Origin of the sequence: Massilia sp. S19_KUP03_FR1 (assembly GCF_036688685.1) — a bacterium.
Taxonomy (GTDB): Bacteria; Pseudomonadota; Gammaproteobacteria; order Burkholderiales; family Burkholderiaceae_D; genus JALYUM01.
Window position 1 is genome coordinate 14,354 of sequence record NZ_JAQQPS010000036.1, and the last position, 21,250, is coordinate 35,603.

15 protein-coding genes and 1 pseudogene are annotated in these 21,250 nt (G+C 64.1%); 3 read left to right on the forward strand and 13 right to left on the reverse strand.

The window, feature by feature from the left end; all coding sequences use genetic code 11:
- Positions 1-53: 53 nt before the first annotated feature.
- The 3 genes from V6M87_RS25775 to V6M87_RS25785 are packed head-to-tail and all read right to left on the reverse strand — an operon-like array spanning position 54 to position 4,331.
- Complete coding sequence (locus V6M87_RS25775) at positions 54-1,517, reverse strand: efflux transporter outer membrane subunit (RefSeq protein ID WP_332879537.1); 1,464 nt, start codon at positions 1,515-1,517, stop codon at positions 54-56.
- Positions 1,518-1,535: 18 nt separating this feature from the next.
- On the reverse strand, positions 1,536-3,137 hold the full coding sequence (locus V6M87_RS25780; RefSeq protein WP_332879538.1) for a DHA2 family efflux MFS transporter permease subunit: 1,602 nt from the start codon (positions 3,135-3,137) through the stop codon (positions 1,536-1,538).
- Positions 3,138-3,146: 9 nt separating this feature from the next.
- Complete coding sequence (locus tag V6M87_RS25785; RefSeq protein WP_332879539.1) at positions 3,147-4,331, reverse strand: HlyD family secretion protein; 1,185 nt, start codon at positions 4,329-4,331, stop codon at positions 3,147-3,149.
- A gap of 152 nt (positions 4,332-4,483) precedes the next feature.
- On the opposite strand from V6M87_RS25785, the gene V6M87_RS25790 reads away from it, so the two are divergent.
- Both V6M87_RS25790 and V6M87_RS25795 read left to right on the forward strand, forming a co-directional pair.
- Entirely contained in the window at positions 4,484-5,113 is a 630-nt protein-coding gene (locus V6M87_RS25790) for a TetR/AcrR family transcriptional regulator (protein WP_332879540.1), read from the forward strand.
- 48 nt (positions 5,114-5,161) lie between these two features.
- Positions 5,162-6,301, forward strand: a complete 1,140-nt coding sequence (locus V6M87_RS25795; protein WP_332879541.1) for an SGNH/GDSL hydrolase family protein — start codon at positions 5,162-5,164, stop codon at positions 6,299-6,301.
- Here the strand turns inward: V6M87_RS25795 and V6M87_RS25800 are convergent.
- Entirely contained in the window at positions 6,285-7,157 is an 873-nt protein-coding gene (locus V6M87_RS25800; protein WP_332879542.1) for a DMT family transporter, read from the reverse strand. The two genes, V6M87_RS25795 and V6M87_RS25800, sit on opposite strands and share 17 nt — an antisense overlap.
- A gap of 140 nt (positions 7,158-7,297) precedes the next feature.
- On the opposite strand from V6M87_RS25800, the gene V6M87_RS25805 reads away from it, so the two are divergent.
- Entirely contained in the window at positions 7,298-7,483 is a 186-nt protein-coding gene (locus tag V6M87_RS25805; RefSeq protein ID WP_332879543.1) for a hypothetical protein, read from the forward strand.
- 241 nt (positions 7,484-7,724) lie between these two features.
- Here V6M87_RS25805 and lpdA read toward each other — a convergent pair whose 3' ends face one another.
- The 9 genes and pseudogenes from lpdA to V6M87_RS25850 form a co-directional block, all read right to left on the reverse strand.
- Complete coding sequence (gene lpdA / locus V6M87_RS25810; protein ID WP_332879544.1) at positions 7,725-9,545, reverse strand: dihydrolipoyl dehydrogenase; 1,821 nt, start codon at positions 9,543-9,545, stop codon at positions 7,725-7,727.
- Between the two features lie 13 nt (positions 9,546-9,558).
- Positions 9,559-10,905 (reverse strand): annotated as a pseudogene (aceF, locus tag V6M87_RS25815) (dihydrolipoyllysine-residue acetyltransferase); the annotation flags it as partial.
- A 125-nt stretch (positions 10,906-11,030) separates the two neighbouring features.
- Positions 11,031-13,727, reverse strand: coding sequence for a pyruvate dehydrogenase (acetyl-transferring), homodimeric type (gene aceE / locus V6M87_RS25820; RefSeq protein ID WP_332879545.1), 2,697 nt, complete (start codon positions 13,725-13,727; stop codon positions 11,031-11,033).
- Between the two features lie 167 nt (positions 13,728-13,894).
- On the reverse strand, positions 13,895-17,089 hold the full coding sequence (locus V6M87_RS25825) for a BTAD domain-containing putative transcriptional regulator (RefSeq protein ID WP_332879546.1): 3,195 nt from the start codon (positions 17,087-17,089) through the stop codon (positions 13,895-13,897).
- A gap of 138 nt (positions 17,090-17,227) precedes the next feature.
- A complete protein-coding gene (locus V6M87_RS25830) occupies positions 17,228-18,346 on the reverse strand; it encodes a DUF2156 domain-containing protein (RefSeq protein ID WP_332879547.1) in 1,119 nt (372 codons plus the stop codon).
- Positions 18,321-18,491: a hypothetical protein gene (locus tag V6M87_RS25835; RefSeq protein WP_332879548.1), complete on the reverse strand. Its 171-nt coding sequence runs from the start codon at positions 18,489-18,491 to the stop codon at positions 18,321-18,323. The genes V6M87_RS25830 and V6M87_RS25835 overlap by 26 nt, the downstream gene beginning before the upstream one ends.
- A gap of 289 nt (positions 18,492-18,780) precedes the next feature.
- Entirely contained in the window at positions 18,781-19,275 is a 495-nt protein-coding gene (locus tag V6M87_RS25840) for a tetratricopeptide repeat protein (protein ID WP_332879549.1), read from the reverse strand.
- 122 nt (positions 19,276-19,397) lie between these two features.
- The gene (locus V6M87_RS25845; protein ID WP_332879550.1) at positions 19,398-20,432 is read right to left on the reverse strand and encodes a glycosyl hydrolase; all 1,035 of its coding nucleotides are present in this window, start codon (positions 20,430-20,432) and stop codon (positions 19,398-19,400) included.
- Between the two features lie 12 nt (positions 20,433-20,444).
- The coding region (locus tag V6M87_RS25850; protein WP_332879551.1) for a di-heme oxidoredictase family protein at positions 20,445-21,250 on the reverse strand (806 nt) is incomplete at its 5' end.

Sequence of the window (21,250 nt, forward strand, 5' to 3'; positions counted from 1 at the left end):
TGCCATCCGCAAAAAATCTGCTGACGACAGCGGTTCAATCGCTCTGCAAGAATTTACTTCGACGCTATCGTCGCCAGCGGGGCCTGCTCGGTCCAGCCCGCGCCCAGCGCGCGCGCGACTGCCACCGCAGCGAGCAAACGCTGGGTGCGGATTTGCGCTGTCGCCCGGTCGGCCGACAGGGAACTGCGCTGCGCATCCGTCACATCCAGGTAAGTTGACACGCCGCGATCGAAGCGCGCCTGCGCCACCAGCAGGGCTCTGGCAGCCGCCTGCTGTGCATACGCCTGCACTTCACCCTGGCGGCTGCGTTCCTGCACATCCGACAAGGCATCTTCCACTTCGCGCAGCGCGGTCAGCAACCGGGTTTCGTGGTTGGCAACGGCTTCGTCGTAGCGCGCCTGCGCCAGCGTCAGGTTGGCCTTGTTGCGCCCACCGTCGAAGATCGGCAGCGACAGCGACAAGGGACCGGCCGAAAACTGGCGCGCGCTGCCTTGCGTCAGCGTGTGCAGGTTTTCCGACGCGAAGCCCAAATTCCCGGTCAGCGACAGCGATGGATAAAACGCGCCTTCGGCCACGCCGATCTGGGCGTTCGCCGCCTTCAAACCGGCCACACTCGAGGCCAGGTCGGGACGCTGCGCCAGCAGGCTGGCCGGCAGGCCGACCGGAATGACCGGCGGCTGCGGCAGTGCAGCGTCGGTCAATGCGAGCAAGGGCGCGGTCGGCGTCGCGCCCACCAGCGTCGACAGCGCGTGCTCGAGGTTGTTGCGCTGGCGCTGGACGTCGTGCAGATCGGCTTCGGCATTGGCCCGCTCGATGCGGGTGCGCGATACATCGAGTTCGTTCGACAGCCCGGCATTGAAGCGCGCTTCGACCAGCTGGTTCGATTCCAGGCGCGTGGCCAGCGCGGTTTTCAGAATCGCCATTTCGGCATCCATACCGCGCAGCTGCCAGTAGGTCGACGCCACCTGGCCAGACAGCATCAGCAGCACGCCGTCGCGGTCATTCTGCGCGGCCAGCGCCTGCGCATCGGTCGCTTCCACCACGCGGCGCACGCGGCCCCACAGGTCGAGCTCATACGACAGGCGTGCGCCGACCTGGTAATCCATGCCGCTGATTGCGCGGCCACCCAGGGCCTGGCCCTGGGCCGATTCGGCCGAGCTGCGCGAATAGCCGATCGAGGTGCCGAGCGACAGGTTGGGCGCCTGATTGGCGCGCACCACGCCCAGCTGGGCTTGCGCCTGCAGCAGACGCTGGGCGGCGGCGCGCACGCCCGGGTTCTCGCGTAGTGCGCGCGCTTCCAGCGTGTTCAGGGTGGCGTCGTTAAAGACGGTCCACCATTCGGCGGGCAAACGGGCGCTGTCCGCTGCTTGCGCGTCGATGTGGCGGAACGACGGCACCTCCATGGCGGCGGGCGCCTTGAAGTCGGGACCGACGGTGCTGCAACCGGCGACGACAAAGGCCACGGCAAGCGCCAGTGCGGCTTTCACAGGAACGGCTTGAACAAATTTGGTAGTCATATTTTCTCGATTCTTCAATTAGTGCGCACCGGAGCCGGGGCCGCCAGGGGACTTGACGCTGTCGGCAAACCAGATCGCCGCGATGCAGGCGATCAGGACGACGCCGATAATGAGGAAGCCATCGTTGTAGGCCATCACGTACGACTCGCGCCGCACGATGCGGTCGATCGCAGCGATGGCCTGTTGCGCCGCCGTGGCCGGATCCATGCCGCCGCCGATGAAGGAAGACGTCAGCTGGCTCAAACGCTCCTGTGTCGCCGCCGAGTACATCGAAATCGACTCGCCCAGGCGCGCCGAGTGAAAGTGCTCGCGATTGGTCAGGGCGGTGGCGAGCAGCGCAATGCCGACCGAGCCACCCAGGTTGCGGGTCATGTTGAACAGGCTCGAGGCCGATCCCATGTCCTTTGGCGCCATGCCCTGCATGGCAAAGTTCGACAGCGTCAGCATCACGAACGGCTGGCCGCAGGCGCGCAGCACCTGGGTCCACATCAGCTGGTCGTAGCCGGTGGACGCATCCATGAACGCATTCAGGATGCAGGAACCGCCGAACAGCAGCAGGCCGAACGAGCACAGGATGCGGTTGTCGACTTTGGAGGACAGCTTGGCGACGAACGGCATGATGAACAGTTGCGGCAGGCCGACCCAGGCAATCACTTCACCGATCTGCATCGGCGTGTAGTTGGCGATCTGGCCCAGGTACAGCGGCAGCAAAAACGCCGAGCCGTACAGGCCCATGCCGGTGGCGGCCGACAGCACGGTCGCGACCAGAAAATTGCGGCGGCCGTACAGCGACAGGTCCACGAAGGTGTTCGGGCGCGAAAACGCCAACGCCACCCAGCCCAGGATGCCGACGATGGCCATGCCGGCAAAGACCACGATGAAGGTCGAATCGAACCAGTCTTTCGAGTTGCCCTCTTCCAGGAAAATCGTCAGGCTGGCCAGCCCCATCGCCATCAGGCCGATGCCGAGCCAGTCGGCGTTCAGCAGGCTTGACAGCGATTTCTTTTCCGGATCCAGGCCGTACCAGATACCGGCGATGAGCAGCACGCCCGGCACCCAGTTGATGTAGAAGATCGACGGCCAGCCATACAGGTCGGACAGGTAGCCGCCCAGCGTCGGGCCCATGGCCGGCGCCAGCGTGGCAGTCAGGCCGAAGATGGCCATGCCGGCGGCGCGCTTCGATGGTGGCAGCTTGGTCAGCACCAGTGTCATCGCCATCGGGATCAGGGCGCCGCCGGTGAATCCTTGCAGCATGCGGAACACGATCATGCTCGGCAGGCTCCAGGCCGCGCCGCACATGGTCGAAAACAGCAGGAACAGCGAGGTCGTGCCGATCATGTAGGCGCGGATGCCGAAGGCGCGCGAGAACAGCGCAGTCATCGGGATGACGACGATCTCGGCGCACAGGTAGGCGGTGGAGATCCACGAGCCCTCTTCCTGGGTGGCCGACAGCGTGCCCAGGATATCCTTCAGCGACGAATTCGTGATCTGGATATCGAGCACGGCCATGAAGGCGCCGAGCATGCCGGCGGCGACCGCCATCCAGGTGCGGCCGTCGATATGCTCGCCGACCTGCGGCGGGCCGGCCTGCGCAACGGGCGGTTTGCTAATGCTGGTCATGGCCAGTCCTTAGCGTGCGGCGGCCGCGGTTTTGGCAGCAGGTGGCACCGGCTGGTCGTCCTTCTGGTGCAATTTCACTTCCACGTTCACCGACATGCCCGGTACCAGGCGGCCGGCCAGTTTCTTCTGGTCGCTCGGGTCGAGCGTGACCTTGACCGGCACGCGCTGGACCACCTTGGTGAAGTTACCGGTCGCGTTATCGGCCGGCAGCAGCGCGAACTGGTTGCCCGACGCCGGCGCGAAACTGTCGATGCGGCCAATCAGTTTGTAGTCCGGCAGCGCATCGACTTTCATCTCCACGGCCTGGCCTGGCGCCAGGCCCGGCAACTGGGTTTCCTTGAAGTTGGCAACCACCCAGACGTCATCCTGGACCAGGGCGGCGAGCTGCTGGCCGGGCTGGACGCGCACGCCCACTTCGACACTGCGCTTGCCCACGCGGCCCGATACCGGCGCCAGAATGCGGTTGTAGGCCTGCTGCTGCGACGCGTCTTTCAGCTGGGTTTCCAGCACTTTGACTTGCGACTTGAGCACGTCGCGCGCCGATTCGGCTGCGGCGATTTGCGCCTGCGCTGCCTTGACGTTGTCGCGGCGGGCATTCAGGTCGGCAGCTGCGCCGGTTTTGGTGGCGTTGGCGGCATCGACTTCGGCTTTCGAGACGGCTTTCATGGTGCTGTTATAGAGCTGGCCGAAACGGGCCGCATCCTGATTGGCGCGCACCAACTGCGCCTGCGATTGTGCCACCTGCGCCGTTGCGGCCGAGGCCTGGGCGCGGGTCTGCATGATCTGCGCTTCGGCCTGGATTACCTGCTGCTTCGCGCTGGCGATTTGCGCCTGGATCTGCTCGACGCGCACGTTCTGGTCGGCCGGATCGAGTTCGGCAATCACGTCGCCGGCTTTGACCACCTGGTTGTCCTGGATATACACCTTGGTGACGACACCGGCGATGCGCGACGAGACCGGGTGCACGTGGCCGGTAATGTAGGCATTCTCGGTGTCGACGAAATTGACCGAGCGGTACCACATGCGCCCGCCGGCGCCGAGGGCGACCAGAGCCAGCACGGCGACGATGCCCAGCACGCGCTTGTTGGGCGGGCTTTTGCCTGCACCAGCTGGCGCGCCGGCCGCTGGCGGTGCGCCAGCCGGGGCGCTGTTTGGAACGGCAGCGATGTTCTTTTGTTCGACGGACTGGGACATGGACGACTCCGAAATGATGAGGATGCAAATTGATTGGTATCAATCATTATTCGATAAAAAAACAGGCAAGTCAAGAAATGAAACGATTGCATTTCATTTTATTCCGAGGTACAGTGTGGACCATGAGCAAATCTTTACAAGCGGATATTCCTGTGAGCAAATCGGCGGGCCGGCCCAAGGCGGCCGATGCCGAGTCGCGCATGCACGACCTGGTGCACACGGCCGGCATGCTGTTCCTGAAGAACGGGTATGCCAAGGTCAGCCTGGAGTCGATTGCACGCCAGGCCCACGTGGCCGTGCGCACCATTTACGTCAAGTTCGGCGGCAAGGCGGGCCTGCTGTCGGCGGCCCTGGAGCAGCGTCGCGACCGTTTTTTTGGCAGCGGCGAAATGCTGGCCGACCAGCGTCCCCTGAAAGACATCGTGAATGGCTTCGCCATGCGTTTTCTCGATCTGATGGCCAGCCCGGATGTGATCGCCATGCAGCGCGTGGTGATGGCCGAAGCGGCCGACAATCCGGAACTGGCCGAGACGTTTTATGAACACGGTCCGCGCCGCACCAACAATATGCTGCTCGAGTTTTTTGCGCGCCCCGATATCCACGCCCAGCTGCGTGACGGCATCACGCCCGAACAGGCGGCCAAACACCTGGTCATCTGCGTCAAGGGCGACCAGCTGCGCTGCTTCCTGTTTGCCCGGCCTGCCGAGACGCGCGCACAAACGCTCGAGAAGATGCATCAGCGGCTCGATCTGTTTTATCACGGCGTGCTGCGCCAGCCCTGAGACGGCGTTCGGTATGATGGCGCGATCGCCTTTCATCGACATCACGCCATGCACAAGCACACCATCGACTTCACCATCCTGCGCGGTGCGCTCGAACTTGAAACCACCGCCCACGGCCTGCTGCCGCATCGCCTGCCCGCGTGGGCGCGCGCCCAGTGCCCCGATCCGCAGCTGATGATGGTCGAGGCGCAGCCGTCCGGCGTGCGGCTGGTGTTCACCAGCGCCGCCACCGTCATCGAACTCGACACGCTGCGTACCAAACGCGTGTACGCTGGCATGCCGGCGCGGCCGGACGGCGTCTACGATCTACGGATCGATGGCCAACTGGCGGCACAGGCCAAGGTCGATGGCGGGAATAGCATGATTATCAACCTGGCCACCGGCACGATGGCCACCACGCCTGGTCTGCCCGGCAGCGTGCGTTTTCACGACTTGCCGGCGCGGCCCAAGCTGGTCGAACTCTGGCTGCCGTTTAACGAGGCCACCGAACTGCTGGCGCTGCGCACCGATGCGCCGATCGAACCGGCGCCAGCGCGCCCCGTCTGGCTGCATCACGGCAGCTCGATCAGCCACGGTTCCGACGCGGCCAGCCCGAGCGCCATCTGGCCGGCACTGGCAGCGGCGGCGCGCGACTGGCACCTCGTCAATCTCGGCTTCGGCGGCAGCGCCCTGCTCGACCCGTTCGTCGCGCGCGTCATGCGCGACACGCCGGCCGAACGCATCAGCATCAAGATCGGCATCAACCTGGTCAACCTGGATGTCATGCGCCTGCGCGCGCTGGGACCGGCGGTGCATGGCTTCATCGACACCATCCGCGAGGGCCACCCACACACGCCGCTGCTGATCGTCTCGCCGATTGCGTGCCCGATTCACGAAGACACGCCCGGCCCGACCTTGCCCGATGTGGGCGCGCTGCGCGAAGGCGTGCTGCGCTTTCGGGCCACCGGCAAGCCGGCCGAGCGCGTGGCCGGCAAGCTGACCTTGACCGTTATCCGCGCCGAGCTGACGCGCATCGTGGCGCAGCGGGCGGTCAACGATCCACAGCTGTTTTACCTCGACGGCCTGGCCCTGTTCGGTGCCGACGATGCCGACGCGATGCCGCTGCCGGACAACCTGCACCCGGATGCGGCGGCGCACCGCTGCATGGGTGAGCGGTTTGCGCAGCTGGCGTTCAAGGCCGCGCCGTAAGCGTTACCCACGCGATCCCGCCCAGTACTGCAAGCGCGGAGACAGCGCTTTTCAAGGTCAGCGTTTCGCCCAGCAGCAGCACACCCAGCAGCGCGCTGATGACCGGCACCGACAGCTGCACCGCACCGGCGCTGATGGCCGTCAGGCGCACCCGCACCCAATACCAGATCGCATAACCAAGCGCCGACGTCACGCTGCCGGACAGCAGCGCCCAGATGGCGCCGGTCCCGTCGAAGCGGAGTTGCCCGCCCTGCACCAGCAGCAGGGCGGCGGCCAAGGGGACGGTGCAGATGAAGCTAGCTGCCGTATTGACGATCGGTGCGCCACCGCTTTTGGCGAGCAGGGAAAACCCGCCCCATGCAAAGCCTGCCGTGGCCATCAGCATGGCGGCAAACAGCGGCAGCGCGTCCATGCCTGCGGACGGTGCGAGGAATACCGCCATGCCGGTGCAGGCGATCAGCATGCCCCACGCGCTGGCGCGCTCGCCCTTCATCAGGCCATACGAAATCATCGTCAACTGGGCCGCCGAAAACAGGATCAGGGCGCCGGCACCGGTGCTGATATCGCGGTAGGCAAACGAAAATGCCGCCGCGTAGATGAACAGCAGCGCAGCCGACAGCCAGCCGGTTGGCGTGAACGCCAGCGCGGCCCCCTGGATCCGGACGATGCACAGTAAGGTGAGCGCGCCGGCGCCAAGTCGCACGGCTGTGAAGGTGGCGGCATCGATCGGCGTGGTGCGCAAGGCGAGCCGCGCCAGCAGCGAATTGGCCGCGAAGGCCAGCATCGCGCAAGCGGTCAGCATGGTCAACGTCCACGCGATGTGGCCGCGGCCGGTAGCGGCCGGGTTCTCCTGCATGTATCGTCTCCTCGATTCGGCGCTGTTGCGTGTACGCTGACGTACAGAGCGTCTTTTGTATGTTTGGCATTATCGCGCTGAACACGCAGCACGCGTAAATAAAAATTCATTTTTGGCGCCGATGCGCCAGTGGGAGCGGCATGAGTACGATGGCAAGACTGGAATGGAACGATCAGCAGGCGGAACTGGATCAGAAACTGAAGGGCTTCATGGCGCAGCCAGATGCTGCGCGCATGGAGGCGGTGATTGCGCAGATGCGCACCTATGTCGAAGCGGCGCAGAGTGGGGTGATCGAGATTCCGAAGCAGTGGACGAGTTATAACTGACAGTCTGGTGCATACAATCCCCTGAACGAACAGCTATCCGCACCGCCGACCGTCATCCCCGCGCAGGCGGGGACCCATAGCAAGTGCGCAGCACAGGCGACGTCCTCACCACGCCTTCGCCACATGGGTTATAGGTTCCCGCCTGCGCGGGAATGACGGTTTGGAGGCTGGTGGTACGCGATGCTTGAAGGCGTAAAAAAACCGGGTCGCCCCGGTTTTTTTACGCCTTCATTGCTACCGCTTACTTCTTGCGCGCCGGCGGCAAGTCGGTACAGGTGCCTTCGTACACCTCCGCCGCCATGCCGATCGACTCGCCCAGGGTCGGGTGCGGGTGGATCGTCTTGGCGATGTCGATGCCATCGGCGCCCATTTCGATGGCCAGCGCGATCTCGCCGATCATGTCGCCCGCATGCGTGCCGACGATGCCGCCGCCGACGATGCGATGCGTTTCTGCGTCGAACAGCAGCTTGGTAAAGCCTTCGTCGCGGCCGTTGGCCACGGCGCGCCCGGATGCGGCCCACGGGAAGTGGCCCTTTTCCAGCTTGATGCCCTGGGCTTTGGCTTCGTCTTCGGTGATGCCGACCCATGCCACTTCCGGATCGGTGTAGGCCACCGATGGAATCACCTTGACGTCAAAGAAGGCCTTCTCGCCATGCGCCGCTTCGGCTGCCACGTGCGCTTCATGGACCGCCTTGTGGGCCAGCATCGGCTGGCCGACCAGGTCGCCGATGGCAAAAATGTGCGGCACGTTGGTGCGCATCTGCGCGTCAACGTTGATGAAGCCGCGCTCGCTGACGATCACGCCAGCCTTGTCGGCGGCGATCTTCTTGCCGTTCGGGCTGCGCCCGACGGCCACCAGGACCATGTCGTACAGGCCTGGCTCAGGCGCGGCGACGCCGGCCTCGGCCGATTCAAACGTGACCTTGATGCCTTCAGGGAGCGCTTCCACGCCCACTGTCTTGGTCTTGGTCATGATCTTGTCGAAGCGTTTCTCGTTGAACTTCTGCCAGACCTTGACCATGTCGCGGTCAGCGCCCTGCATCAGGCCATCCATCATTTCGACGACATCGATGCGCGCACCCAGGGTCGAATAAACGGTCGCCATTTCCAGGCCGATGATGCCGCCGCCGATGACCAGCATTTTCTTTGGAATCTGGCGCAATTCCAGCGCGCCGGTCGAATCGACGATGCGCGGGTCTTCCGGCACGAACGGCAATTTGACCACAGCCGAACCGGCCGCGATGATCGCGTTCTTGAACTGGATGACTTTCTTGCTACCGTCGGCGCTTGTGACTTCGATGTGGTTCGGGGACAGGAACTGGCCCACGCCCTGCACCGTCGTGACTTTTCTCGCCTTGGCCATGCCGGCCAGACCGCCGGTCATTTTCTTGATCACGCCATCCTTATAGGCGCGCAGTTCATCGATGTTCACTTGTGGCGCCGCAAACGTGACGCCATGCTTGGCCATCGTCGCCGTTTCGTCGATCACGGCGGCCACGTGCAGCAGCGCTTTCGACGGGATGCAACCGACGTTCAGGCAGACGCCGCCCAGGGCCGCGTATTTTTCAACCAGCACCGTGTTCATGCCCAGATCGGCCGCGCGGAACGCCGCCGAGTAGCCGCCGGGACCGGCGCCCAGGACCATCATCTCGCACTCGATATCGGCCTTGCCGGTAAAGGTGCCAAAGCCTGGCGCAGGGCCGGCGCCGACTGCAGAAGGCGCGGCCGGTTTGGCCGGCGCTTGCGATTCGGTTGGTGCGCTCGTTGCTGGCGCAGTCGCGGCCGGGGCAGCGGCTGGCGCGGCGGCCGGGGCTGCGCCCTCGCCCGCATCGTCAAGCATCAGCAACAGCGAGCCTTCGCCCACCTTGTCGCCAACTTTGACTTTGAGTTCCTTGACCACGCCGGCGTGCGTCGACGGGATCTCCATGCTGGCCTTGTCCGATTCGACGGTGACGAGCGACTGGTCGACCTTGATCGTGTCGCCCACCTTGATCATCAGCTCGATGATTTCGACTTCCTTGAAGTCGCCGATATTCGGGACCTTGACTTCTACTGTGCTCATATCAGGTCTCCAATTACAGCAAGGTTTTGCGCAGGTCGGCCATGACATCGGCCAGGTAGGCAGTGAAGCGTGCGGCCATGGCGCCATCGATGACGCGGTGGTCGTACGACAGCGACAGCGGCAGCATCAGGCGTGGCTGGAAGGCTTTGCCGTCCCAGACCGGCTTCATGGCCGATTTCGACAGGCCGAGAATGGCCACTTCCGGTGCGTTGATGATCGGCGTGAAGGCTGTGCCGCCAATCCCGCCCAGCGACGAAATCGTGAACGTTGCGCCCTGCATGTTGGTTGGCGACAACTTGCCGTCGCGTGCCGCGCCGGACAGCTCGCCCATCTCCGTGGCGATCTGCGAGATCGATTTCTGGTCGGCGTTTTTGATGACCGGGACCATCAGGCCGTTCGGCGTATCGGCGGCAAAGCCGATGTTGTAGTACTGCTTGAGGATCAGGTTGGCGCCCGTTTCGTCAATCGACGAATTGAATGCCGGGTATTTTTTCAGCGCGGCCACGCAGGCCTTGATGACGAAGGCCAGCATGGTCAGCTTGACGGTCGACTTGGCTTTTGCCAGTGCCGCGTTCGAATCGACGCGGAACTGTTCCAGGTCGGTGACGTCGGACTCGTCGAACTGCGTTACGTGCGGGATCATGACCCAGTTGCGGTGCAGGTTCGGGCCGGAGATTTTCTTGATGCGCGAGAGCGGCAGCAGTTCGGTCGGGCCGAATTTGGAAAAATCGAGCGATGGCCATGGCAGCAGGTCGAGACCGACGCCGGAGCCGCCGGTTTTGCCGGCCACCGGTGCCGAAGTTTTGTCACCTTCGGCCATCACGCCCTTGACGAAATCCTGCACGTCTTGCTGGGTGATGCGACCCTTTGGGCCCTTGCCGGACACGCGCAGCAGGTCGACGCCGAGTTCGCGCGCGAACTTGCGGATCGAAGGCGAAGCGTGGGCTTTGGCGCTGGACGTTGCAGGACCGGCGGCAGCGGCGGGTGCTGCGGCCGGTGCTGGTGCTGGCGCGGCAGCTGGCGCCGGTGCGGCGGCTGCAGCAGGTGCAGCGGCTGGCGCCGGTGTTGCGGCTGCGGGTGCTGGTGCTGGTGCGGCGGCAGGCGCCTCGGCGCCGCCTTCGGACGCTTCCAGGATCAGGACCAGCGAACCTTCGGCGATCTTGTCGCCGACCTTGATTTTGAGTTCCTTGACAACGCCGGCGTGGCTCGATGGGATCTCCATGCTCGCCTTGTCCGATTCAACCGTGATCAGCGACTGGTCGACCTTGACGGTGTCGCCCGGCTTGACCATCAGTTCGATCACTTCCACTTCCTTGAAGTCGCCGATGTCGGGGACTTTGACTTCCACAATGCTCATGTTGGCTCCGTTGTTTTTCGTGTTAGCACGTCACCCCCGCGAAGGCGGGGGCCTATAGCACGCATGATCAGTGTTCCAGCGTGCTATGGGTCCCCGCCTGCGCGGGGATGACGAGTTAGTGGCAGTCTTTATTGCGTGACAGGATTCGGCTTGTTCGGATCGATGCCATATTTGGCAATCGCCTGCTCCACCACCGACACGTCAATCTTGCCTTCGTCCGCCAGCGATTTGAGCGAGGCGACCGTGATGTAGTAGCGGTTCACTTCAAAGAATTCACGCAGCTTGGCGCGGCTGTCCGAGCGGCCGAAACCGTCGGTGCCCAGCACTTTGTAGGTGCGGCCCTTCGGCATGAAGGCGCGGATCTGTTCGGCGAAAGCGCGCATGTAGTCTGTCGTGGCGACGATCGGACCATCGGTCTCCTGCAACAGGGCCGTGACGTAAGGCACGCGCTGCGGCTGGCTCGGGTTGACCATGTTCCAGCGCTCCGCATCCTGGCCATCGCGGGCAACCAGGGTGAGCGACGGCGCCGACCATACATCGGCAGCAACGCCCCAGTCGGCAGCGAGCAGTTCGGCAGCAAACATCGATTCGCGCAGGATGGTGCCGCAACCGATCAGTTGTACGCGCAGCTTGGCAGCCGTGTCGCCTTGCGACAGTCGGTACATGCCTTTCAGGATGCCTGCCTCTTGACCGGCGACGATGCCTGGCTGGGCGTAGTTCTCGTTCATGATGGTGATGTAATAGAACACATCTTCCTGCTCCGCCACCATGCGGCGCAGGCCATCCTGGATGATCACGGCCACTTCATGGCTGAAGGTCGGGTCATACGGCATGCAGGTCGGGATGGTCGCGGCGACGATGTGGCTGTGGCCATCTTCGTGCTGCAAGCCTTCGCCGTTGAGCGTCGTGCGCCCCGCCGTGCCGCCCATCAGGAAGCCACGTGCGCGCATGTCGCCGGCCGCCCAGATCTGGTCGCCGATACGCTGGAAACCGAACATCGAGTAGAAGGTGTAGAACGGGATCATGATGCGGTCGTTGGTGGAGTACGACGTCGCCGCCGCCATCCACGAGCTCATGCCGCCCGCTTCGTTGATGCCCTCTTGCAGAATCTGGCCCGCTTTGTCTTCGCGGTAGTACATGACCTGGTCTTTATCGACTGGCTCGTACAACTGGCCCTTCGGATTGTAGATACCGATCTGACGGAACAGGCCTTCCATGCCGAAGGTACGCGATTCGTCGACCAGAATCGGTACCACGCGCTTGCCCAGCGATTCATCGCGCAGCAAGGTCGAGATGACGCGCACGAAGGCCTGGGTGGTCGAAATTTCACGGCCTTCGGGGGTCGCATCGAGCACGTTCTTGAACGCAGCCAGTGGCGGCACGGTCAACACTTCGTCGGACGTCTGGCGGCGCTGCGGCAGGTAACCGCCCAGGGCCTTGCGACGCTCGTGCAGATACACCATTTCCGGTGCATCGTCGGCCGGCTTGAAGAACGGGATGTCGGCCAGCTGGTCGTCCGGAATCGGCAGCGAGAAGCGGTCGCGCATTTCGCGGATGGCTTCATCGTCGAGCTTTTTGGTCTGGTGGGCGGTGTTCCTCGCCTCACCCGATTTGCCCATGCCGTAGCCCTTGACGGTTTTCACCAGCAGGACGGTCGGTTGACCTTTGGTCTCTTGCGCGACTTTGAACGCGGCATAGATTTTATGCGGGTCGTGACCACCGCGCGTCAAACGCCAGATGTCGTCGTCGGTCATGTTGGCGACCATTTCCAGCAGCTTCGGATGCTTGCCGAAGAAGTGCTTGCGCACGAATGCGCCATCCTTGGCCTTGTAGTTCTGGTATTCGCCGTCGACGGTTTCCATCATCACTTTTTGCAGGATGCCTTCTTTATCCTGCGCCAGCAGCGCGTCCCAACCCGGACCCCAGATAACCTTGACGACGTTCCAGCCGGCGCCACGGAATTCGCCTTCCAGCTCCTGGATGATTTTCGTGTTACCGCGTACCGGGCCGTCGAGGCGCTGCAGGTTGCAGTTGACCACGATGACCAGGTTGTCGAGCATGTCGCGCGCAGCCAGGCCGATGGCGCCCAGGGACTCCGGCTCGTCCATCTCGCCGTCGCCGCAGAAGGCCCATACTTTACGGTTGTCGGTCTTGGCGATGCCGCGTGCGTGCAGGTATTTCAGGAAGCGCGCCTGGTAGATCGCCATGTGCGGGCCCAGGCCCATCGACACGGTCGGGAACTGCCAGAACGTCGGCATCAGTTTCGGGTGCGGGTAGGAGCTCAAACCCTTGCCATCGACTTCCTTGCGGAAGTTGAGCATCTGGTCTTCTGACAGGCGGCCTTCGAGGAAGGCGCGCGCGTAGACGCCAGGCGACGAGTGGCCCTGGATGTACAGCAGGTCGCCGCCATGGTCGGCGGTCGGGGCGTGCCAGAAGTGGTTGAAGCCGATGCCCAGCATGTTCGCCAGCGAAGCGAACGAGGACAGGTGGCCACCCAGGTCACCGTCGGCGCGGTTGGCTTTGACGACCATCGCCATGGCGTTCCAGCGCATCCACGAGCGCAGGCGCTCTTCGTATTCCAGGTTGCCCGGGCAATGCGCTTCCTGGGACAGCGGGATGGTGTTGACGTAGGCGGTGGTGCTGGAGAACGGGATCGATGCACCACGGCGGCGGGCCAGGTCAACCAGGCGCTCCATCAGGTAATGGGCGCGTTCGGGGCCTTCGTTTTCCAGTACGGCTTCCAGGGCATCGAGCCATTCCTGGGTTTCCAGGGTATCCGGATCATTGGCGGCCTGGGCCGTCAACTGGTCGAGTTGAGCTGACATGTGGTGCGTCTCCTTTTGTAGTGTCAGCCCGACTCGCGCGAATCGCCGCCAACAATTGTGATGAATGTACGATATCAAAGAATGTCGAAGATTCTACCAGCGGACTGGCGGTTTTTCAAACTATGATATTTCATTTCACAATATGGAATTTCGCACCGAAAATACCTTCATACGCAATCCTGTCCCAGAATGGTCCGGTGCACCGCTTCGGTCGCCGCGGACGGTTTTACGCCCAATACGACCGACAGCATCTGGCGGCATCTCCGATAAGCGTCGAGCGCGGCCGCGGCCTGGTTGCGCTTGAGTTCGCATTCCATGAGGCGGCGGTACAGCTCTTCCGACAGGTTATCCACTTCGAGGCCATGCCGGTAGGTGTCGGCGGCATGGGCCCAGTTGCCCAGTGCTTCGTCGTCGCAGCCCAGTTTCAGGACCTGGCGCAGGAACTTGCTGCGCAGCCGCTCGCGGATTGGCAGCAACCAGGGGGCATCGGTTTCCTGGGGCAGGATATTGCCGACATACAGGCGGAAGAATTTCGCCGAGGTCGCCGCGTCGGTGCACGGCGTCCCCGTCTGCTCGCAGCGGTTGGCCAGGCGCTCGAAGGCCCAGACGTCGACCCACACCTTGGCCGGATTGAGCGACAGCTTGGACAGCTGGACCAGGATGGCGTCGTCAACCCGCAGCAGCTTGCGCAGGCGGTGCAGGGTCGTGTCGAGCGCGCTCTGGGCGGCGTCGCCGTCGAGGTCGGGCCACAGCTGCGTGCCCAGCGTGGCGGCCGCGACTTCCCTGCCGCCGCCGGCGACCAGCGCCTTGAGCAGTTCCAGCGGCTTGGCCTGGGCCTTGCCGCTGATCTTCAGCGGGACATCGTCGATGACCACCGAAAAGCGCCCCAGTAAATACAGCTTGATCGGCCACGGCCACTGCTCGATCTCGGGCGTGTCTGGTGCCAGCCGGCGCGTGCGGATCAGGTGGCGGACGTAATCGACCTCGATATTCGCCTCGAGCGCATGGCACAGCAGCCGCACGACCATTTTCGGGTACCAGCGCAGGGTATTGACGAAGTGTTGTGCGCGCCCGATGGTCAGGGCGGCGCGCAGGCGGTCCTGGCCGCCAGCCGTGTCGCCGGCCTGGAACGCGGCCCAGGCCTCGATCAGCAGGCAGCTGAAATCGAGCAGCAGGCTGGCGTGTTCGGCGCGCAGGCGCAGGTTCTGCACGCTGTCGGCGGCACGGCGGACGGCGTCCGGGTCACCCGCTTCGAGTTGTTGAATAGCCCGTCCCAACAGGCAGTAGGTCTGGATGGTGAGCGCACCCGCCTCAAAGGCGGCATCGACCGCCGCTTGTCCCTGTTGCGCCGCCGTGGCCAGATCGCCGCGCTGGAAGGCGTACCAGGACTGGGCCGACTGAAACAGGGCCAGGTCCATGCGCCGGCGCGGGTTGATGGCCGTTTTGATCCGTGGCAGCAAGCCGGTCACATGGTCAAGATCGCCAAAGGTGAGCGCCACCAGCGCGCGCTGGGTCTGCACGGCTGGCTGGAGGAAGGCCAGTCCGTGGGCCTGCGCGATATCGTCGGCGCGGTCGAGCGCGGCGGCGGCGGCGGCATGATCGGCCAACAACAACTGGAAATAGCCAAACGCCATATGCCACCACACCTGGTTGAGCGGCGTGAGTGCGCTGTGGGCCAGGTGTGGCGCCAGCAGGCCGACCACCCGCTCCGCACTGCTGAAGTCGCCGCGGAAGCAGTAGCAATTGAGCAGGATGATCGCGGCGGTAAAGCGCACGCCCAGGGGCACATCGGCCTCCAGCAGCGCCAGTGCGCGGGCCGACTCGGGCAGCAGCAGCGGATGCTGCGGCTGGCGGTACAGCAGCGAAGCCACCAGCCCGCTCCGGGCGCCCAGCTCGGCCGCCGCGGACAGGCAGGACACATCCTGTTCCAGCAGGCCGGAGAGGACGGCGATCCAGTGGTCGAGCGGCGCAAAGGTGGTCCATTCAAAATAATAGGTTTCCATGATCAGCGCCGCGGCCATGACCTGGCCGCGTGCATCGCCCTGCGCCGCCAGCCCGGTGTAGGCCTGTTCCAGCGCCGTGCGCGCACGGGCCGGATCGACCGGCACGGCGCAGGCGCCGGCCCAGTAACACAGCCAGGGATCGGCCGCCAGCAGCGCGGGCGGCAGCAGTGCGATCCAGCCCTGCGCAGTTTGCCAGCGGCCCTGCCGGATCAGGCCTGGCGTCTCGTCACGGATCAGGCGCGCCGCGGCCGGCCAGTCCTCGGACTGCACATACAGGTCGAAGGCCTGTTCAGGGTGGTTGCCGATCTCGAGCAGGCGGGCTGCGCGCCGTTGCAGCATCACGCACTCGGCCGGGTCGAGCTGGGCACGCGCGCGCGCCAGCAGGAATTCGCGGAACAGCCCGTTGTATTCGTAGGTCGGCTCCGGCGCGCCGCGCCGGTCGATGAAATAGCCCAGCCGGTAGAGCGTGTCGAGCCGTTCTCCGGCGTCGAGGTTGCCGCTGATGGCTTCGGCCATGGGCACGGTGAACATCGGCAGGAAAGCGGTGCGCGACAGGATGTGGCACACCTCGGGCGAGGTGGCGCCCAGGATCTCGACCGCGAAATAGTCGAACAGGATGTCGCGCGAGGCCGGCATGCCGGCCAGCTGCTGGCTGCCGGTGGCGCGCCGATGCGCCAGCATTAGCACGAAGCCGGCGGTCCAGCCGCCGGAGCGGGTCCAGGCCTCGTGGATAGCGGCGTCGCTGATGGCGCCGGCCGCGTCCACCGCGGCGAGCGCGCGCGCCTCGTCCAGTTCCATGCGTAATGTGTCTCCGCCCAGGCAGCCGAGCGCGTTGCTCAGGCGCAAGCGGGTCAGCTGGGGTGGCGGTTCGGCGCGGCTGGTGAAGATGACGCAAACGGTTTCCGGGATTTCTTCGATGGCGTCGCGGATGACCGCATGCAGCACCGACGCCGGCGAGACGGCATGGTAGTTGTCGAACACCAGCACGGTGCCCTTGCGCAGGCGCCCGAACAACTGGCGCATGTAGCGCCGCGTAAAACCCGGCAAGTCCGCCAGGTACTCGGGCGTGAGCAGGGGCAGCGCTTCGCCACCGGTGAGTGCCTGCATGGCCACGCCGAGATAATAGAAAAAACTGGCCGGGTCCGCGTCGCCGCTGTCCATCTGGTACCACAGCGCCGGCGTGCGCCGGCGCTCGAGGTAGCTGGTGCAGAGCGTGGTCTTGCCGATGCCCGGCGGCCCGGTGATCCAGATGGCCTGGCGCGCACACATGGCGTCGAGCTGGCCGAACAGGCGCTCGCGCGCCAGGGCCCGATACAACCTTGGCCGCGTGATTTTGCTCAGGCCCGCAGAGTGTTCCATTACATTCCAGTTCCGGCTAACGTCATTGGAGTGGACTCGCGCCGCCCGAATAAGTTCCACGCGCAATGCTTCGTGCCGGGCAGGCTGGCAATCTGCGCGGCCAGCTGGGGCCAATGTTGGTGCAGATGGGGTCCTGTTTCAAACCGTGCGCGTCAGCTGCATCAGCCGCCACAGGCCGACCAGACTGAAGCCGCCTTCGAAGCCCACGTACTCGGGCAGGGCGACATGCGGATGCCACTTGCGCTTGTACTGCTCCTGTTGCCGGGCGGGGTAGATGCAGGCGCCGTGCCGGTAGATCCCTTTGGCGATCTGGGTCAGCAGCCAGCTTTTGCCGGCGACGCGATCGCGCTGCGGGTTCAGTCCGGCAAAGGGTGACAAGCCGAAATGCAGGTGGCGCACCCCTTCCTGCTGAAACCGGGCAATTGCCGTCATATTGATCAGGTCCATCACGCCGGGCGGGGCATCGGCACGGCGCCGGGTCAGGTCGTGCAGCAGGCCGGGCCGTGCGCCCTGCACCGGGACAAAACTGATGAAGCCGATGATCTTGCCATCTTGGCGCGCGGCGAATACGCGGCGCTCCAGGTCGCGCGGCTGCCCTAGTTCGCCGACCATGAATTCGACCAGTTTCGTATTCTCCCGCTTGGCCGCAAGCCAGGCGTGGCTGATGGAGAACAGCTCCCCCCACTCCAGGCTGCCGCGCGGCGCATCGACGCCCAGCTCGACCACTGCGATGCCGGCACGGCGCGCCTGGCTGACCTTGTTGCGCAGTCTGGTGAAGTGGCTGCCGGCGGCGCAGAATGCGTCCAGTTCGATGGTGTAGGCCGTGCCCATCTGGTTGATGCAAAAGCCCTGTTCGCGGTACAGCGCAACATCCTCTTCCTGCAACTGGACTGCGCAAATGCGGCAAGCGCGCTCCTGCGCAAACTGGCGAAACGCCGCCAGCAGCGTGCGCCGGGCTGCAGGCGCACCAAAGCCCCCGCCCAACTGGAACAGGAAACCGCCATGGCGCCGGTACGCGATGAAGCCATCGGTTCCCGCCACGGTGAAGTGGGACGTGGCCTGGTTCAGCGCCATGTAGGCCGACGGGTTATCGCTGCCCCGCAGCAGCTCGAGCGCCCTTGCGCGTGGCATGCGCGCAGGTGGTTCGACACAGGAAACCGGTCCCGACCCGGCCAGCCCGACGGTCCAGCGCAGGCCACCCGGCTGGTGCATGCCGGTGCGCTCTTCGGTATTACGCGATTGTGGTACGAAATGCATTGCCAACCTCCGTATTGCCCAGTGCGGGCGTCATGATCTCGAATCCGTGATGCCGCGCCAGCTGCAGCACCTCCCGTGCATCGTCGACCGGCGGGGCCGACCCGATGCTGTAATTGCGGCGCACGCCCGACAGCGCCAGTGTCATGGTCTCGGACAGGCACGCCAGGTTGACGCCGGCGTCAGGTGTGACATGAGACGCCTCCGGTGATGTCGGTTTGCAGTGCCAGCGGCAAACATACAGAAGGGAGACTCACGAATGACTTACAGACCGGGCGTTTCGAACGTGGAGGGGGTAGCGCAGGTGCGGACCGCAAAGCCAGGAACGACTTATCGACGCCACTAAAAAAAGTAGCACCCCGGAAACCCCGCGCAAGGCAGCGGGTTGGGGGCGGCTGTTTTTAGTGAATAAACCAGCACTTGAGGTGCAGGTTTCGCTACGCGTCAGTCGGTGTCGACCTCTCGGGGCTGGCCGTCGCAATACGTGCGAGCCATGCGTGCATTTCTGCGGACGTGTTTTCAGAAAGGTCGCCCGCATTGGCGGCCAGGTCCAGGTATTTTTTGATCGTCAGGGAATCGGGATCGTCAAGATCGTGTAGTTTTGCCAACTCAAAAGCAGCTTCTCCATCGCCTTGATCAAGCGCCTTCACAAACCATCTCCGGGCCTCATCAATACTTCCGAGTTTTTTGTAGGTCAAACCCAGATTTAAAATCGATGTGCTGCTGCCCGCAACCATCGCTTTCAGATCGAACTCAATCGACTTCGCTATATCGGCCGGGGTACCCTCGCCATTTTCGTACATGATCGCCACCCGGGTCATTGCAAGGCCATTCCCATGTTCGGCCGAGAGAACGAATAGTGAAAACGCCCTGTCAAAATCTTCATTCTCGTACGCTTCGTCGGCTTGACGAAACAGCATGTCTGAATCCATAGATCCTCCTGCAGCGTACTTTATGCGAATCTGCGTCGGCATCCGGCTGCCAGGCCGGGGCCTTCACTTGCGCTATCTGACTTTGGCACGCGTCACGCGCGAAGGACTAATCCGCCCTTCCTTCAAGCTTTCGTGTACGGCAATGACAAATACAAAGCCCCCAGCTCCGTCAATACGCCCGGCGCACCCAGCAGGCTGGTGAAATGCGGATCCGGCGACATGCGCCCGATGAACCAGGCGTACCGGAACACATCGGCGCGTTCTTCGCACAGCTTCACCATTTCCGTCATCTGGGTCTTCTGCTTGGCCAGCGTGTCGATCTGCGCGCCGTCAGCCTGGCTGTGCCAGTTGGCCATCTCGGTCACCCAGAACGGCTTGCCATATTTGAGCAGGCGGTCGAGTTGACCGGCCAGGCCGTAGTCGTACCAGTGGAACGCCAGGTAATCGATCTGTGGCGCTGCGCCATTGTTGGCCGCCTTGTACGCGGCAATGAAGGCGTCCATCCACACCACCGGATCGCTGAAATTGGCCAGCGTGCCCCAGGTGATGGCCGGCCCCACCAGTTTTACGCCGGTCGCCTTGGCAATCGCCTCGTACTTTGGCCACTGCGCCGCCGCATCGACCGGGCTCAGATTGGCCTGGTCGGTCAAATTCGGCTCGTTCATCAACAGCAGGTACTTGATGCCGGGATTGGCCAGCAAATACGTGTTCATCGCCGTCGTGCTGGTGTTCTCGTCCCACAGCATCGGCAAGTAATCCATCTGGTAGGTCGACTTGAGCGCATCGACCTTGACGTCGAGCCCCGGCTTTGTGCCCCAGTTGTACCACCAGCTCACGCCGGGCGAGAGCACTTGCAAGTCGGCCGCGCTGGCGACATCGTAGGCGATGCCGCGCTTGGCACTCTTGGCAATGACAGGTGCGGCCTGCGCAGGTTCCGTCACGGGCGTGGTGGGCGTTGGATCGGCGACCGGCGTGGTGGTGACCGGCACCGTGGTCACGGGCGGGGTCGTGACGGGGGTGGTGACCACCGGCGTGGTCGTGACCGGCGCCGTGGCCGCGGGCGTGGCGCTGCTGCCACCGCCACCGCATGCGGTCAGTCCGGCAGAGGAAGCCAGCAATGCCAGCACCTGGCGGCGGCGTTTGATTGGATGCGTCATGGTGCAGCTCACTTATAAAGAATTGATGAAATCGACCATCTGCTGGCGGTCGTCGGCACTGAGCGCCTTGAAGCGCTCGCGACTTTTTTCGCCCTGGCCGCCATGCCACAGCACGGCTTCCTCGATGGTGCGCGCGCGCCCGTCATGCAGATAGCGCGTGTTGGCGTTGATGGTTTTCAGCAGCCCGATTCCCCACAGCGGCGCGGTGCGCCATTCCTGGCCGGTGGCCACGCCTTGCGGGTAGTTGTCGGCCAGCTCAGGGCCCATGTCATGCAGCAGCAGGTCGGTGTAAGGACGGATGACCTGCTTGCGCAACTCGGCGAACTTGTGCTCACCGGTGGTCAGGCTCGCCGTGTGGCAGGCCACGCAGCGGGCGGCGGCAAACAGCGTGCCGCCGCGTTTCACGCGCGCCTGCATCAGGTTTTCGGCTGCCAGTTCGGCGGCGTTCTGGGCCGGCGTCTGCGCGGTCACCTTGTCGCCCGGGGTGCCGAGCGGTTGCTGGCCGGGGAAGTGGCGCGCTGCCGGCACCGCCAGCAGGCTGGCGTAGCGCACGATCAGCTCGACATCCTGTTCGCTCAGTTCCGCACCCTTGGCATCGGCCGTGCGGCAGGCCGTGCCGTCCGTGGCCAGGCCACAGCCGTGGGTCGGATACATGGCGCTGGTGACGCCCATGTCGCTGTTCAGGGCCGCGCTGGTTTGTTGCAGCACCGTGGCGCTGGTGCCGCGCCAGCCGAACCGGCCAACCCGCTTGATGGTCGCGTCGAGCGGATCGGCGATGATCTGCAGCTTGCCGACGGCGCCGTCGGCATCCTTGGCGC

What these genes read in the sequence shown, in the direction of transcription:
- V6M87_RS25795 (WP_332879541.1), top strand. Translation starts at nt 5,162, where the DNA reads ATGCACAAGCACACCATCGACTTCACCATCCTGCGCGGTGCGCTCGAA.
- aceE (WP_332879545.1), bottom strand. Translation starts at nt 13,727, where the DNA reads ATGTCAGCTCAACTCGACCAGTTGACGGCCCAGGCCGCCAATGATCCG.
- V6M87_RS25805 (WP_332879543.1), top strand. Translation starts at nt 7,298, where the DNA reads ATGAGTACGATGGCAAGACTGGAATGGAACGATCAGCAGGCGGAACTG.
- V6M87_RS25825 (WP_332879546.1), bottom strand. Translation starts at nt 17,089, where the DNA reads ATGGAACACTCTGCGGGCCTGAGCAAAATCACGCGGCCAAGGTTGTAT.
- V6M87_RS25840 (WP_332879549.1), bottom strand. Translation starts at nt 19,275, where the DNA reads ATGGATTCAGACATGCTGTTTCGTCAAGCCGACGAAGCGTACGAGAAT.
- V6M87_RS25800 (WP_332879542.1), bottom strand. Translation starts at nt 7,157, where the DNA reads ATGCAGGAGAACCCGGCCGCTACCGGCCGCGGCCACATCGCGTGGACG.
- V6M87_RS25835 (WP_332879548.1), bottom strand. Translation starts at nt 18,491, where the DNA reads ATGACACTGGCGCTGTCGGGCGTGCGCCGCAATTACAGCATCGGGTCG.
- V6M87_RS25775 (WP_332879537.1), bottom strand. Translation starts at nt 1,517, where the DNA reads ATGACTACCAAATTTGTTCAAGCCGTTCCTGTGAAAGCCGCACTGGCG.
- V6M87_RS25830 (WP_332879547.1), bottom strand. Translation starts at nt 18,346, where the DNA reads ATGCATTTCGTACCACAATCGCGTAATACCGAAGAGCGCACCGGCATG.
- V6M87_RS25780 (WP_332879538.1), bottom strand. Translation starts at nt 3,137, where the DNA reads ATGACCAGCATTAGCAAACCGCCCGTTGCGCAGGCCGGCCCGCCGCAG.
- lpdA (WP_332879544.1), bottom strand. Translation starts at nt 9,545, where the DNA reads ATGAGCACAGTAGAAGTCAAGGTCCCGAATATCGGCGACTTCAAGGAA.
- V6M87_RS25845 (WP_332879550.1), bottom strand. Translation starts at nt 20,432, where the DNA reads ATGACGCATCCAATCAAACGCCGCCGCCAGGTGCTGGCATTGCTGGCT.
- V6M87_RS25785 (WP_332879539.1), bottom strand. Translation starts at nt 4,331, where the DNA reads ATGTCCCAGTCCGTCGAACAAAAGAACATCGCTGCCGTTCCAAACAGC.